Consider the following 13,082-nt stretch of genomic DNA (forward strand, 5'->3'; position numbering starts at 1 on the left):
CCTGCACGCCCATTCTCAGCGCCCGGGCGCTCGGGCCAATGCGGGTGATCTCGCCAGATCCTGTGGCCTGACCGAGACGGCCTTCTGGCTGGAGTACGGACGGCTGGGCCGGCGACTGAGCACCCTGCTGGCCATCGACCCGCCGAAGGACAAGACGGTCCGCCAGCTCGCTTCGCTTTACACCTTCGCCACCTTCGAGGCCGGGGCGCGTCCGAGCGACCTGACGATCACCCTGCGCCCCGCCTTCCTGGAAGCCCTGCAATAGGCGTGGTGGTTCAGAGCGCCCGGCCGGAATTGATCTTGTAGAAGACCCCGCCTTCGTCCTGGCCGCTGAGTTCCAGCACGCCCTCGATGGTCTTCACGCCGTAGTCGAAGACGACGCCCTTGTCGGTCTTGACCTCGATGAACTGCATCGGGCTCGGATTGAGGTGGAAAGGGCAGTCGGGCGGATAGGCCAGCAGGACAAAGTGGGTCTGGGTCTTCCCGTTCTGCAGGGGCATCATATAGCCGGAGACCTTCACCTTCTTGCCCTTCAGCGCCAGGACGCCGGGGGGGAAGTCGGGCTTGGACAGCAGATAGCCGCGCGTATCGGTGCGGGTGATCTCTTTCGTCGACTCCAGCAAGGCCCAGGAGACGCCGCCCGGCGGGGTGGCGGCTGGCTTCCAGACACTCTCAGTAGGGGCGGCGGGGCGCGACTGCAGCGCAGCGCCAGCGGGCGTGGCGGCGACCACCAGGGACAGGGCCAGCATCAGCCGGACGAACATGACGTTACTCCTTAGCGGGTGTCGGCGAGGGTCTTGGCGATATCGACCCGGAAGACTTTGAGCGCCGGGATGAGCGCCGCAAGAGCGCCCATGCCAATCGCAGCCATGACGATCACCAATTCCGCGGTCTCGAAGCGCGCGGCGGTGAGGCCCATGTCCCGAAGCTGCGGGAAGCTCGCCGCCGAGGCGGCGACCACCGCGTGACCGACGGCCACGCCCAGCAGGGCGCCGGCCGCGGCCAGCAGCACCCCTTCCAGAACGATATGGCCGAAAATGGCGCCTGGACGTGCGCCCATGACTCGCAGCATGGCCATGTCCCCCTCGCGCTGGCGCAGGGCTGAATAGAGGGCCACGAAGATCGAAAGTCCGCTGGTCGCCATCAGCAGGATGGCGAAGGCCCGGACGGCGTCGATCCCCACCCCCAGCAGGGACAGGAGCCGGGTCATTTCCACCGCCGGCGCGGCGGCCTGCAGTTCTGTCTGCTTGTTGATGAAGTTGGGCAGGCGGACCGCGGCCATGGAAGAGCGGTACTTGATCAGCAGGGCGGTGACTTCAAGATCGCCGCCGCCGGCGTGGGCGGCGTGCTCGGGTTCGGCCTCGGCATGTTCGTCGTGCGCGTCCTCGTGCCCATCCTCATGGTCATGCGCCGCGTGGTCCTGATGGCCGTCTCCATCATGGTCGTGGTCATGGTCATGGTCATGGTCATGACCGGCATGATCGTCGTGATCTTCAGCGGCGCCCTCGGCGGGCGGGGGCGCAAAACCGTGGGCGGCCCAGATGCTGCCCACCGGCGTGACGATCAGGCGGTCGAGCACCGTGCCGGTGGGAGCCAGAATGCCGACCACCTCATAGGGGGTCTCCTCATGGTCGTGGCCATCCCCGGACAGGCCGTGGGAGCCGACGAACTTCTGGCCGAGGCCCGCGCCCGTCTCGCGCGCCACCTGAGCGCCGATCACCGCCTGATAGTCGGCGGCGAACATCTGACCCTGGGCCAGAACGCCGCCGAAATTCTCCACATAGGCAGGTTCGGTCCCGACGATGCGATAGCCCCGGAAACTGTCGCCGAGCGCCAGCGGGATCACCTCGGCCACCGTCGGGTCCGCCCTCAGCAGATCGACCGTCGCCAGGGGAATGTTCCCGGTGGGGACGTCCACCTGATAGATGCTCGACAGGATCAGCTGCAGGGGCGAGCCCTTGGCCCCCACCACGAGATCGATCCCCTGGGCGTCCCGTTCGAACCGCTCGGCGAGCTGGCTGGAAAACAGCACCAGGATCACCAGGGTGGCCACGCTGAGTGTCAGCAGCAGGATGTTCAGCGCCGTATTGAGCGCCCGGTCCTTGAGATAGGCGAGGGACAGGCCGGCCAGGGTCATGCGGCCACCTGCGGTGCGGCGAGCGTCATGGTGCGATCGAACCTGGCCCGCAGCCGGTTGTCATGGGTGGCGATCAGCAAGGTGGCGCCCGTGGCCTCGGCCGTGGCCAGCAGGAGGTCTGACATGGCGATGGCGTTGGCGTCGTCCAGGGCCGAGGTCGGCTCGTCGGCGACCACGATGGCCGGTCTGGCGCAGAGCGCCCGGGCGATGGCGGCCCGCTGGCCTTCCCCCTGGCTCAGTTCCCGGGGCCGGGCGTCGGCCCGGTGGGTCAGGCCCACCTGGGCGATCAGGGCCTCGATGGCGGTGGAATCGTTCTGACCCAGGGCCAGGCGTTGAGCCAGGGCCAGGTTCTGCCGGACGCTGAGGGCGCCGATCAGCCGCAGGGTCTGGAAGACCACGCCGATGGTGCGACGTCGCAGCTGGTCTCTCTGCGCGGCGGGCAGGGCCGACATGAGCTGTCCAGCGATCCGAACCTCTCCTGAGGTCGGGGTGATCAGGCCGGTGATCACGTTGATCAGGGTGGTCTTGCCGCTGCCGGACGGGCCAAGCAGAAGGGTGTGCTCCCCCTTGGCGGCGGCGAAAGCTGGGGCGGCCATCACACAGCGCCCATCGATCTCATGGCGGAGGTTTCGGACCTCGATCAGGGGTTCGGCGGGCGTCGTCATGCGATCGGCGCGAGGTGTCCGGTGGATTTTAAGCGGAAGACGGGCGGAAAGGGATGCCTAACGGGCGGCGACCTGCCGACGGCTGGCCTGCGCCATCTGGCGCTCGTCAGGACCGGGTTCGACCTTGATCGCGAAGCGGCTGATCAGGGCGGCGCGGCCGGCCATGATGTCCTTTTCGCGCATGGCGTCCCGGGCCGCGGCGTCAGCGTTTCGGCGCTCTTCGGGGCTCATGTCCCGATAGCTGAAATAGGCCGACATGGGGCTGTAGTCGTTGTCATGCTGATCGCAGGCCTGGGCGGCGCCCGCGCCCAGGGCCAGGCAGGTTCCAAGCAGGATGGCGACGCGCATGATCATTCTCCCAACGGACTGGCAAAATGTTACAAAGAAACACCGCGTCTGACGACAGGTGATTGACGTCTGCGGGCGATTCCTTCGCGATTGGTCAGGGAATTGGCGGAAACCGCACATCCTCAGGGCAAAGCCTGCGGATTTTCACGCTGCATGCCGCCTGCCTTGGGCCTGCGGTCCAGCCAGGACCAGAATCGACCCCATGAGCCCGTTCGCCGAACTCGCCTACCACATCACCCCCCTGGGCGCGCTCAGCCTGCGCCGGCGCCGGATGCTGGCCCTTGATCTGGACGTCCTGGAGGTCAAGCTCGGGGAGGACTTCCTGATGTCGAGCCTGTTTACCGCCGGCGAGCGGGCGCTCGCCCACCTGTCGGTGGCGGGTGCGCCGGCCGGACCCCTGGACGTGCTGGTCGGCGGGCTGGGGCTGGGCTACACGGCCGCCGCCGCGCTTGACCACGATGAGGTCCGCAGCCTTCGGGTTGTTGATGTTCTGCCCGAGGTGATCGCGTGGCATCGGGACGGCCTCGTGGACCTGGGTCCACGCCTGTCAGGCGACCCCCGCTGCCAGCTGGAGGCGGGCGACTTCTTCAACATGGTCCGAACCGGCGCGGCGCCGCAGCCTGGACGGTTTCATGTGATCGCGGTGGACATCGATCACTCGACAGAGGCCTGGCTCAATGCGGCCAACGGGGACCTCTACACTGAGGTTGGCCTGCGCAATCTCATGGCGTGGCTGCATCCCCAGGGGGTGTTTGGCCTCTGGTCGGACGCTGCGCCGGACGAGGCTTTCCTGTCGCGCATGGCGAAGGTCTTCGACCGGGTGGACGCCGAGGTCGTGGCCTTCGACAACCCCCTGCGAGACGTGCAGGAGACCTGCACCATCTATCGCGGCTGGGCGGCGTGATCGCGCCGGACGCCTCGCAGGTCAGCCCCCTGCACCGGGAGCGGCTGGAGACCGTGGTCGCCCTGTTGCTGGAACGGGGCGTGCGGACGGTGTGCGACCTTGGCTGCGGCTCCGGCGCCCTGCTGGAGCGGCTGATGGCCGAGACCCAGTTCGAGGCCCTGATCGGGGTCGAGCAGTCGGCCGCCGCCCTGGAGCGACTTCGCGGCCGACTGGCGCCGGAGGTGGCCGGGGGGCGCCTGCGCCTCGTCCACGGCTCGTTCGCGGAGGCCAATCCTGGTCTCTCTGGCCTGGACGCCGCCGTCCTGCTGGAGACGGTGGAGCATGTGGAGCCCGACCGGTTGTCGCAAGTGGAGCGGGCGATCTTCGCCATCGCCCGACCGGGCCTGGTGGTGATCACCACGCCGAACGTCGAGAGCAATGGCCTGCTGGGCCTGGCGCCGGGCCGCAAACGTCACCCGGACCACAGGTTCGAGTGGCCAAGGGCGAGGTTCGCCGCCTGGGCGGAGGGCGTGGCGCTGCGCAACGGCTATTCGGCGGCCTGGAGCGAGATCGGCTGGAGCCATCCCCGATTTGGCGCGCCGACCCAGATGGCCTGCTTCACCCGGGCCCCTGCAGCCATGCTTCAGCCGGCGGGCGGGCCGACCCTCAGCGCAGGGAAACAGTTTCCAGCCCGCCCGGCGGGGGTTATGACGAATCGACAGGGAGCCTAGGCGGTTCCGCCAAGGGGGGCGGCGGCCAGGCGCCGGCCAGCACGCGCCCGCGGCTGAGACGCGTGGCTTCGAACAACTGAGGAGGTGGCGTGGAGCCCCCAGTCATGCCGGATGCCGAGCCAGGCCTCTCCCTGGTCATCGCCGTTCTCAACGAGGCCGAGAATGTGGCCGCGGTCACCGCCGACTGCCTGAGCCAGCTGGCCGGGGTTGGCCCCTTCGAGATCGTCTTCGTCGACGACGGCTCTACCGATGGCACCGCCCAGGTGATCCTCGACCTCGCCGCCCGCCATCCCGAAATCCGGCTCGTCGGCCATGACCGCTGCTGCGGAAAATCCCAGGCCGTGCGCACCGGGGTGATGGCCGCCCGTGCGCCGTGGGTGGGCACCCTCGACGGCGATGGTCAGAACACCCCAGGCGACCTGGGCGACATGCTCGCCTTGGCCCTGGCGGCAGATGGCCGCCGACCGCTGGTGGCCGGCGTGCGGGTAAGACGGGATGATCCCTGGCCGCGCCTGGTGGCCACGCGACTGGCCAACGGTTTCCGCGCCCGGGTCCTCAATGACCACTGCCCGGACACCGGCTGCGGGGTGAAGCTCTTCGCCCGGGAGGACTTTCTGAAGCTGCCCTGTTTCGAGGGCATGCACCGCTTCCTGCCGGCCCTGTTCCAGGCCTATGGCCATCCCCTGATCAATCATCCGGTGACCCACCATGCGCGCCTGCATGGGGTGTCGAAATACACCAATCTCGGCCGGGCCCTGGTCGGGGTCGGCGACCTGCTCGGCGTGATCTGGCTGAAGAGCCGCATCCGCGCCCCTGACGTGGCGGAGCGCCGGCCGTGAGCCTGCTGGGCGACCAGCGCCTCAGCCTGAAAGGCGCGCTGCTGCTGCTCGCCGCGGCCCTGGTCATCCTGGCGCCGGGTCTCACCGGCCTGCCGCCAGTGGACCGGGACGAGTCGCGCTATGCGGTCGCCACGACCCAGATGCTGGCCACGGGCGACTTCGTCGATATCCGCTTTCAGGAGCAGCCCCGCTACCTGCAGCCGGCCGGCGTCTATTGGTTGCAGGCCCTGAGCGCGGCGACCTTCACCGATCCTGGCAGCCGGGAGATCTGGGCGTTTCGCCTGCCGTCGCTGACGGCGGCCCTGGCGGCGGTCCTGGTGACCGGGGTGATGACCAGCCTGTGGTTCGGCTCCTGGACCGGTCTGCTGGCCGGGCTGCTGCTCGCCTCATGCATGTCGCTGGGATTCGAGGCGCGGATCGCCAAGACGGACGCCTCGCTGCTGGCGGCGGTGACCATCGCCCAGTTCGCCTTCATGCGGGTCTATACCGGCGCCGCGCGCAGCCGATGGCCGGTGCTGATCTTCTGGATCGCGCTGGGGGTGGGCGGCATGCTGAAGGGGCCGATCATCCTGCTGGTCGTGGGCCTCTGCGCCCTGGCCCTGGCGCTGTGGGACCGGAGTCTCAAGCGCCTTGCGCCGCTGCAGCCGCTGTGGGGCCTGCCGCTCGCCCTGTTGATCGCCGCGCCCTGGTATGTGGCCATCGGGCTGGCGACAGACGGCGACTTCTTCCGCGTGGCCATCGGCGACAACCTGCTGCACAAGGTGGGCACCGGCCAGCAGTCGCACGGCGGGCCGGTGGGCTACCATCTGATGGGCTTCGCCCTGACCTTCTGGCCCGGCGCGCTGCTGGCGGCCCTGGCGGTCCCATTCGCCTGGCGCGAGCGAGCCAGGCCCGAAATCCGCTTCCTGATCTGCTGGATCATTCCGGCCTGGCTGGTGTTCGAATTCGTCTCCACCAAGCTGCCCCACTACGTCCTGCCGGTCTTTCCAGCCATCGCCGTCCTGACCGCGCTGGCGGCGACCAGCGCCCAGCCGCAGGCGACCGCGCGGTGGCTCAAGGTGCTGTTTGGGATGTTCCTGCTGCTCTGGCTGGCCGTGAGCCTGACGGTCAGCCTGTTGGCCCCGGTTGGTTTCTGGATCTATGAGGCGCGGCTGCACCCGGTCGCCCTCGCGCTCGCCGCCGCAGCCCTGGCGGCGGTCGGCGTCATGATCTGGCGGGTGTTCGCCGGGCGACCAGATCAAGCGGTTCTGGCCGCCGCGGTGGCCGCAGCCGTGGTCTCGCTCAACACCTATGGGCTTGGCCTGCCGCGCCTGGAGGCCCTCTGGCTGAGCCCGCAGATCGCCCAGGCGGCCCGGGCGGCGGTTCCGGCCTGCGCCCAGCCGCAGATCATCAGCGCGCCCTATCACGAGCCAAGCCTGGTCTTCCTCAACGGGCCGCGGGCGACCAACCTGACCGCGACCCCGGAGGCCGCCGCCGAGGCGCTGGCCCGGGCTCAGGACTGCGGTGTCGCCGTGATCGGCGCGGCCCAGCGGGAGGCTTTCCTGCAACAGGCCCTGGCGCTGGGCCTGGCGCCTCGGGCGACGGGTCAGGTGGCCGGTCAGAACTATTCCGACGGGGAGGATCTCGCCCTGACCCTCTTCGTCGCCGCCCCTGCCGGCGGACCGCCAGCTGTCGCCCCCTGATCCGCCGCCGGAGCCCGCGACGGGGCGCCGAGGCGCCCTGATCGCTGTCGGGATTCTGTGCCTTGTGACCCTGCTGGGGTTCGCCGCCCCGCTGCTGCCCCTGGGCGACGCCGAGAGCCTGGCGCGGACGGTGGACGCCCTGGGGGATGGCCCGCAGGCGCCGCTGCTGGGCGTCCTGACCTTCGCCGCCCTGGCCAGTCTCGGGGCGCCGCAGTTCGTGCTGATCACCGCCCTGGTGCTGGTCTTCGGACCCTGGGCCGGTTTCGCCTACAGCTGGATCGGCAAGATGATCGCCTGCAGCCTGGGCTTCCTGGTGGGCCGGAAGTTTGGCGCGCGGCTGCTCCTGCAGCACCAGTCGAAGTCCATCGCCGCCCTGATGATGGGTCTGGCCCGGCGCGGCTTCTGGGTCAGCGCCGGCATCCGTCTGGCGCCGACCGTTCCCTCGGTGATGGTCAATATCGCCGCCGGCGCTACGCCGATGGGCTACTGGCCCTTCATCGCCGGGGCGGGGGTGGGCAGCCTGCCCAAGATGGCTTTGATGGTGTTCGGCGGGGCCGCCGCCATCAACGCCCTTCGGACCGGCGATCCTGCCGCCTGGGGGGCGGTGGGCCTGGCCCTGGTCCTGACCCTGATCATGTTCCTGGTGGTGCGCGCCTGGCGCCGACGGCTGCAGGCCTGAGCCGCATCTCTTTTGCATGTTGGGGTCGGAGTCCCTAGATTCCCCCGATGAGCGTCGCCTTCACCCGAGAGGAAGACTACGAGTCCCAGGCCGCCGACCTGCCGGACCGTCCCGTCTCCGCCCATCCGAATCTCGTCACCGCCTCAGGCCTCGCGGCCATTGAGGCGGAGCTCGCACAGGCCCGCGCCGCCTATGGCGCGGCCCAGCAGCAGGGCGGAGTCAGCGCCGACCGCACCGCCATGGCGCGCGCCACCCGCGACCTCCGCTACTGGTCGGCCCGCCGGGCCACCGCCCAGCTGACAGAGCCCGACGCCGAACCCGACAAGGTTCAGTTCGGCCGCACGGTCGATCTGGAGCGGGAGGATGGCCGTCGCCAGACCTTCCGCATCGTCGGCGAAGATGAGGCCCAGCCGGGGCAGGGGAGCATCTCCTATGTCTCGCCGATCGCCCGCGCGTTGCTGGGCAAGACGGTCGGGGAGGTGGCTCTGGTCAATGGGGCTGAGGTTGAGGTTCTGGCGGTCCGTTGAGGCCGGCCCCGCCGGGCTGGAAACCTCTGTTGTCTGAACGGCCTGGGTGCTAACGCTCAAGCTTGGTTCAAACAGAGTGACCCCTACAATGAAGACGCTTGCCGCGGGCCTGACGGCCCTGTTCGTTCTGGCCGCCGCGCCGGCCATGGCTGGAGATCAGGATTTCACCCTGACCAACGCCACGGGCTACACCATCGAACAGGTTTATGTGGCCCCCAGCCGCTCAGATAACTGGGAAGAGGACGTCATGGGCGCCGACGTCCTGGCGGACGGCGAGGCCGTCGACATCGTGTTCGACGCCGCCGAAGGCGCGTGCAGCTTCGACCTCAAGGTCGTCTATGACGACGGTGAAGAGGCGGTTTGGTCGCGCCTGGACCTGTGCACCATCTCCAGCGTGGCCATCTCCTACGACCGCGCCAGCGGCCGGACCTGGGCCGAAACCGAGTAGTCGATCCGATATGAGGCTCCTGCGCCGGCTGGCGCGGGAGCCTTTGCCTCAGGCCTTGCGCACGAACTCCGCCCGCAGCACCAGGCCCTTGATGCCTTCGTAGCGGCAGTCGATCTCCTGTGAGTCGCCGGTCAGCCGGATCGACTTGATGACCGTGCCGCGCTTGAGGGTCTGGCCGGCGCCCTTGACCTTCAGGTCCTTGATGAGGGTCACGCTGTCGCCGTCGGCCAGCATGGTCCCCATGGCGTCGCGGACCTCGACCTGCTCGGCCGGGGCGGCTGTGGCCGCCGCCTGGCTGGCGCTCACCCATTCGCCGGTGGTCTCGTCATAAACGAAGTCGTCGCCTTGCCCGGTCATGCGGTACCCCTGATGTCAGGCCTGACCCCATAGCCGATCAGGCCGATGGGTCTCAGGGAATAATCTGCGCCACATGCCGACCGCCCACATCTCTTGCAATGATATAACATAGCAAATTACATGCCCGCGAAGCGGAGGTGAGCATGACGGCGAAGCGGGGCGACAAGTCAGGCGGGGGCGTCCTTGACCCGCACGAAGCGCGGCGTCTGATCGAGGCCGTCGAGCGGGAAGACCTCGACCGGGCCCGTCGGGTGGTCGACGGCGCTCTGGAGGAAGCGGCCCGCCAGTGGATTCCCCTTGGCGCCACCGCCACGGCTCTGGCATTCGCCCTGGGAGAGCTGACCAACCGGGCCGGGAATGCGGCAGGACTGGCTGACGCCCTGGAGCGGGCGGCGGCCCGCCTGCGATCCCATCCGCTGGACGGCGGCCTTCACTGACAGATTGAAAAAATTCTCGGGGAGATTCCATGCTTGCCAACCAGACCTTTCAGATTCGACCGCTGCCGACCCTCGTCTTCGGGGTGGACTCCAGCCTGGACCTCGCCAGCCATGTGAAGGCGCTCGGCCGCAGCTCGGCCCTGATCGTCACCGACAAGGGCCTGATGGCCAGCGGCGCGGCTACCGCCCTGCTGGAGAAGCTGGCCGCCGACGGCGTTCAGGTGGAGGTGTTCGACGGCGTGGCCGCCAATCCCACCGACGAGAATGTCGAGGCCGGCGCCCTGCGCCTGCGCGCCCTGGGCGACGCCGTCGTCATCGCGCTGGGCGGCGGATCGTCCATGGACTGCGGCAAGGCCATCGCGCTGCTGGCCACCAATGGCGACAAGGTCACCGACCTGCAGACCCGCGGCCGCAAGGAGCCTGGGGTTCCGGTGATCGCGGTGGCCACCACGGCGGGCACCGGATCGGAAACCAATTCGGCCTGCGTGATCACCAACACCGCTCTGGGCCGCAAGACCTATGTCATGCATCCGAGCATCGTGCCGGTGGTCTCGGTGCTGGATCCGAAGCTGACGCTCGGCCTGCCCAAGTACCCCACCGCCACCTGCGGCTTCGACGTGCTGACCCACGCCATCGAGGCCTTCACCTCGGCGCGAACCACCCCCTATTCGGACGCTGTGGCGCTCGGCGCGATCGAGCTGGTGGCCAAGTATGTTCGCACGGCGGTGGAGAATGGATCGGACCTTGAGGCCCGCTCGCAGATGCTGATGGCGTCCAGCATGGCGGCCATCGCGTTCAACGTTTCGGGCCTCGGCGCCGCCCACGGCACCGGCCACGCCCTGTCGGCCCGGCTGAACGCCGCCCATGGCCAGACGCTGGCGACCATGCTGCCCCACGTCATGGCCTACAATCTCGAGGTCTGCGCGGCCAAGTACGCTCAGGTGGCCGAGGCCATGGGGGCGGGTAAGCCCGGCGCGTCCATTGAGGACCAGGCCCGGGCGGCCATCGAGGCGGTCGTGGCCCTGCGCGACGATATCGGCATCACCCGCTCGATCCGCGATCTTGGCGGGACGGACGAGCTTCTGCCGCTGCTGGTGGGTGACGCCATGGCCGATGGGGTCAATCTGAGCAACGCCAAGCCCGTCGACGCCCAGGCCATCGAAGCCCTCTACCGCGCCGCCTGGTAGACCAGGTCAGGACCGCCGCGGTCTGACGGCCGCGGCGGCCAGATCGGCGATCTGGCGCAGCCGCCCCCGATAGGCGGCCAGCTCCAGCGGGCCCTCAGGTCCCTGCTTGGCGCCCCGGGTGGCGGCGAGCAGGGTCTCGACCACCGCCTGGGCGCTGAGACCTGCGGTCTCCAGATCAATCTCTCCGGCCGTGTCTGCGGCTTGGAACACCCGCAGCAGACGTTCGGCATAGGCCGCATCCGCCGCCCGCCCGAGGTCGGCGCCGATGCGGGTGCGGGTGTCGTCCAGCTCCAGCAGATGGGCGGACCGGGCATAGCGCTCGTGCGCCTTGCCGCACTGGGCGTCGAGCAGCAAGTAGAGGCGCTCGGCGAAGGGCAGGTCGGCGGCTTCTGCATGGTCGCAGCTGCAGCTCAGCTCGGCCAGGGTGCGGGCGTGCATGGCCCTGAACACCGCCTCCTTGCCATCGAAATAGAGATAGAGGGTGCCCTTGGCGACGCCGGCCGCCCGGGCGATGTCGTCCATGGCCGTACGCCGGAAGCCGAAGGCGGCGAACAGCTCCTGGGCTGCGTCCAGGATGGCGGCGGTCTTGCCGCGGGCCTCGGCGGCGTCGCGCGCCTCGGGGGTGGGGTCGGACATGGTCCCTGTTTGGCGCCTGCCGCGATTGACAGCAAGCGGGTGACTGCACCAAATGACCGTATAGACTCATTTGGTCATTTTTCCGGCTCTCGCGTGTCGATCACGCCTCAGGCCGCGCCTGCGCAAGGACTGTTTCCCATGACCCTCTCCCGCCAGATCCATCTCGTGCGCCGCCCCAATGGCGTGCCGACCCTCGACGACTTCGCCCTGGTCGAGGCTCCCGTCGCCGACGCCGGGGAGGGGCAGGTGCAGGTCGAGGCCCTGATGATGTCGGTGGATCCCTATATGCGGCCGCGCCTGGACGCCGATCAGCCGCTCGGCGCACCTCTGCTGGGCGGCGGCATCGGCCGGGTGGTCCAGTCACACAATGACCGCTTCGCCATCGGCGATCTGGTGCGGCACGGGGCCGGCTTCCAGGAGCGCTTCGTCTCGGACGGGAAGGGGCTGTCGGTCCTCAAGCGCGATCCTGAGCTTCCGCTCAGCGTCTATATGCACGCCCTGGGCGCCACCGGCATCACCGCCTATGGCGGCCTCTTGGAGACCGGCGCGCTGAAGGACGGCGAGCAGGTGTTCATCTCGACCGCCGCCGGCGCCGTGGGATCGGTCGCCGCCCAGATCGCCAAGATCAAGGGCTGTTATGTGGTGGGCTCGACCGGCTCTGACGACAAGGCCGCCTGGCTGCGCGACGAGGTCGGCCTGGACGCGGCGATCAACTACAAGACCCAGGATCTGGCCCAGGCCCTGAAGGACGCCACCCCCAAGGGGATCGACGTCTATTTCGAAAACGTCGGCGGCGGGCATCTGGACGCCGCCCTGCCGCGCATGAACGTCCGCGGCCGCATCCCGGTCTGTGGGATGATCTCGACCTACAACGGCGGCGGCGAGGGGGTGAGGAACCTGTTCAGCCTCATCTATGGCCGCATCCGCATGGAAGGCTTCGTAGCCAGCGACTTCGGCCACCTGAACGCCGCCTTCCTGGCCGACATGACCGGCTGGCTGAAGGACGGCCGGGTCAAGTACCAGGAGACCATCCTGCAGGGCTTCGAGCGGGCGCCGGAGGGCCTGATCGGCCTGTTCTCCGGCGCCAACAACGGCAAGATGCTGATCCACATCGCCGACTAGGGGACCGTTTCAGACGCCCCCTCATTGCGATCCAACAAAACCTTGAAAATCTTGGGAGACCCCAGATGAGCTTCGACATGCAGACGACTGGCCTTCAGCTGCGATCCCTGGTGAAGGCCAGCGGCGAGCTGGAACTGTCCCTGGCGCGCGTTCCCGTCCAGCCCCCCGGCCCCGGCGAAATCCTGGTCAGGGTGGAAGGCTCGCCGATCAACCCGTCCGACCTCGGCCTGCTGGTCAGCGCCGCCGATATGAGCCAGGCCAAGGCCAGCGGGACCGCCGACAGCCCGGTGGTCACCGCGCCGATTCCGCCGGCCTATATGAAGGCCATCGCCGCGCGGCTGGATGACTCCATGCCGGTGGGCACTGAGGGCGCGGGCGTGGTCGTGGCCGCGGGCGAAGGCGCC

Annotated in this window: 17 protein-coding genes and 1 pseudogene; 12 read left to right on the forward strand and 6 right to left on the reverse strand. The window is 68.8% G+C overall.

Going from position 1 to position 13,082, the window contains the following annotated elements; genetic code table 11:
• A partial coding sequence (locus tag Q8N19_RS03455) for a hypothetical protein (protein WP_305588238.1) occupies positions 1-265 on the forward strand: 265 nt, incomplete at its 5' end.
• A 10-nt stretch (positions 266-275) separates the two neighbouring features.
• Here Q8N19_RS03455 and Q8N19_RS03460 read toward each other — a convergent pair.
• The 4 genes from Q8N19_RS03460 to Q8N19_RS03475 are packed head-to-tail and all read right to left on the reverse strand — an operon-like array spanning position 276 to position 3,150.
• A complete protein-coding gene (locus tag Q8N19_RS03460; RefSeq protein ID WP_305588239.1) occupies positions 276-764 on the reverse strand; it encodes a DUF3299 domain-containing protein in 489 nt (162 codons plus the stop codon).
• An 11-nt stretch (positions 765-775) separates the two neighbouring features.
• Positions 776-2,137 (reverse strand): ABC transporter permease, encoded by a 1,362-nt coding sequence (locus Q8N19_RS03465; protein ID WP_305588240.1) that lies wholly within the window; start codon positions 2,135-2,137, stop codon positions 776-778.
• Positions 2,134-2,802 carry an ABC transporter ATP-binding protein gene (locus Q8N19_RS03470; protein ID WP_305588241.1) on the reverse strand — a complete coding sequence of 223 codons (669 nt, stop codon included), beginning with the start codon at positions 2,800-2,802 and terminating at the stop codon, positions 2,134-2,136. The genes Q8N19_RS03465 and Q8N19_RS03470 overlap by 4 nt, the downstream gene beginning before the upstream one ends.
• A gap of 57 nt (positions 2,803-2,859) precedes the next feature.
• On the reverse strand, positions 2,860-3,150 hold the full coding sequence (locus Q8N19_RS03475) for a hypothetical protein (protein WP_305588242.1): 291 nt from the start codon (positions 3,148-3,150) through the stop codon (positions 2,860-2,862).
• 202 nt (positions 3,151-3,352) lie between these two features.
• Between Q8N19_RS03475 and Q8N19_RS03480 the strand changes: the two genes are divergently transcribed.
• The 7 genes from Q8N19_RS03480 (at position 3,353) to Q8N19_RS03510 (ending at position 8,939) form a co-directional block, all read left to right on the forward strand.
• Positions 3,353-4,054 (forward strand): hypothetical protein, encoded by a 702-nt coding sequence (locus Q8N19_RS03480; protein ID WP_305588243.1) that lies wholly within the window; start codon positions 3,353-3,355, stop codon positions 4,052-4,054.
• Positions 4,051-4,764 (forward strand): methyltransferase domain-containing protein, encoded by a 714-nt coding sequence (locus Q8N19_RS03485; RefSeq protein ID WP_305588244.1) that lies wholly within the window; start codon positions 4,051-4,053, stop codon positions 4,762-4,764. The genes Q8N19_RS03480 and Q8N19_RS03485 overlap by 4 nt, the downstream gene beginning before the upstream one ends.
• A 104-nt stretch (positions 4,765-4,868) precedes the next feature.
• Positions 4,869-5,603, forward strand: a complete 735-nt coding sequence (locus tag Q8N19_RS03490) for a glycosyltransferase family 2 protein (RefSeq protein WP_305588245.1) — start codon at positions 4,869-4,871, stop codon at positions 5,601-5,603.
• The gene (locus Q8N19_RS03495) at positions 5,600-7,285 is read left to right on the forward strand and encodes a glycosyltransferase family 39 protein (protein WP_305588246.1); all 1,686 of its coding nucleotides are present in this window, start codon (positions 5,600-5,602) and stop codon (positions 7,283-7,285) included. The genes Q8N19_RS03490 and Q8N19_RS03495 overlap by 4 nt, the downstream gene beginning before the upstream one ends.
• A gap of 64 nt (positions 7,286-7,349) precedes the next feature.
• Positions 7,350-7,964, forward strand: a complete 615-nt coding sequence (locus tag Q8N19_RS03500; RefSeq protein WP_305588247.1) for a TVP38/TMEM64 family protein — start codon at positions 7,350-7,352, stop codon at positions 7,962-7,964.
• A 47-nt stretch (positions 7,965-8,011) separates the two neighbouring features.
• Positions 8,012-8,491, forward strand: a complete 480-nt coding sequence (gene greA, locus Q8N19_RS03505; protein WP_305588248.1) for a transcription elongation factor GreA — start codon at positions 8,012-8,014, stop codon at positions 8,489-8,491.
• Positions 8,492-8,579: 88 nt separating this feature from the next.
• Positions 8,580-8,939 carry an argininosuccinate lyase gene (locus tag Q8N19_RS03510; RefSeq protein WP_305588249.1) on the forward strand — a complete coding sequence of 120 codons (360 nt, stop codon included), beginning with the start codon at positions 8,580-8,582 and terminating at the stop codon, positions 8,937-8,939.
• A gap of 48 nt (positions 8,940-8,987) precedes the next feature.
• Here Q8N19_RS03510 and Q8N19_RS03515 read toward each other — a convergent pair whose 3' ends face one another.
• Positions 8,988-9,182 carry an alkylphosphonate utilization protein gene (locus Q8N19_RS03515; protein WP_305588254.1) on the reverse strand — a complete coding sequence of 65 codons (195 nt, stop codon included), beginning with the start codon at positions 9,180-9,182 and terminating at the stop codon, positions 8,988-8,990.
• Positions 9,183-9,439: 257 nt separating this feature from the next.
• Between Q8N19_RS03515 and Q8N19_RS03520 the strand changes: the two genes are divergently transcribed.
• Positions 9,440-9,733, forward strand: coding sequence for a hypothetical protein (locus Q8N19_RS03520; protein WP_305588250.1), 294 nt, complete (start codon positions 9,440-9,442; stop codon positions 9,731-9,733).
• Between the two features lie 29 nt (positions 9,734-9,762).
• Complete coding sequence (locus Q8N19_RS03525) at positions 9,763-10,920, forward strand: iron-containing alcohol dehydrogenase family protein (RefSeq protein ID WP_305588251.1); 1,158 nt, start codon at positions 9,763-9,765, stop codon at positions 10,918-10,920.
• A 6-nt stretch (positions 10,921-10,926) separates the two neighbouring features.
• On the opposite strand, the gene Q8N19_RS03530 is transcribed toward Q8N19_RS03525, so the two are convergent.
• Positions 10,927-11,556, reverse strand: coding sequence for a TetR/AcrR family transcriptional regulator (locus Q8N19_RS03530; RefSeq protein WP_305588252.1), 630 nt, complete (start codon positions 11,554-11,556; stop codon positions 10,927-10,929).
• A 138-nt stretch (positions 11,557-11,694) separates the two neighbouring features.
• Between Q8N19_RS03530 and Q8N19_RS03535 the strand changes: the two genes are divergently transcribed.
• Both Q8N19_RS03535 and Q8N19_RS03540 read left to right on the forward strand, forming a co-directional pair.
• Positions 11,695-12,678, forward strand: coding sequence for an NADP-dependent oxidoreductase (locus Q8N19_RS03535; protein WP_305588253.1), 984 nt, complete (start codon positions 11,695-11,697; stop codon positions 12,676-12,678).
• Positions 12,679-12,743: 65 nt separating this feature from the next.
• Positions 12,744-13,082: pseudogene (locus Q8N19_RS03540) on the forward strand (NADH oxidase); the annotation flags it as partial.

Source organism: Phenylobacterium sp. (assembly GCF_030693405.1).
Classification (GTDB): Bacteria; Pseudomonadota; Alphaproteobacteria; order Caulobacterales; family Caulobacteraceae; genus Phenylobacterium.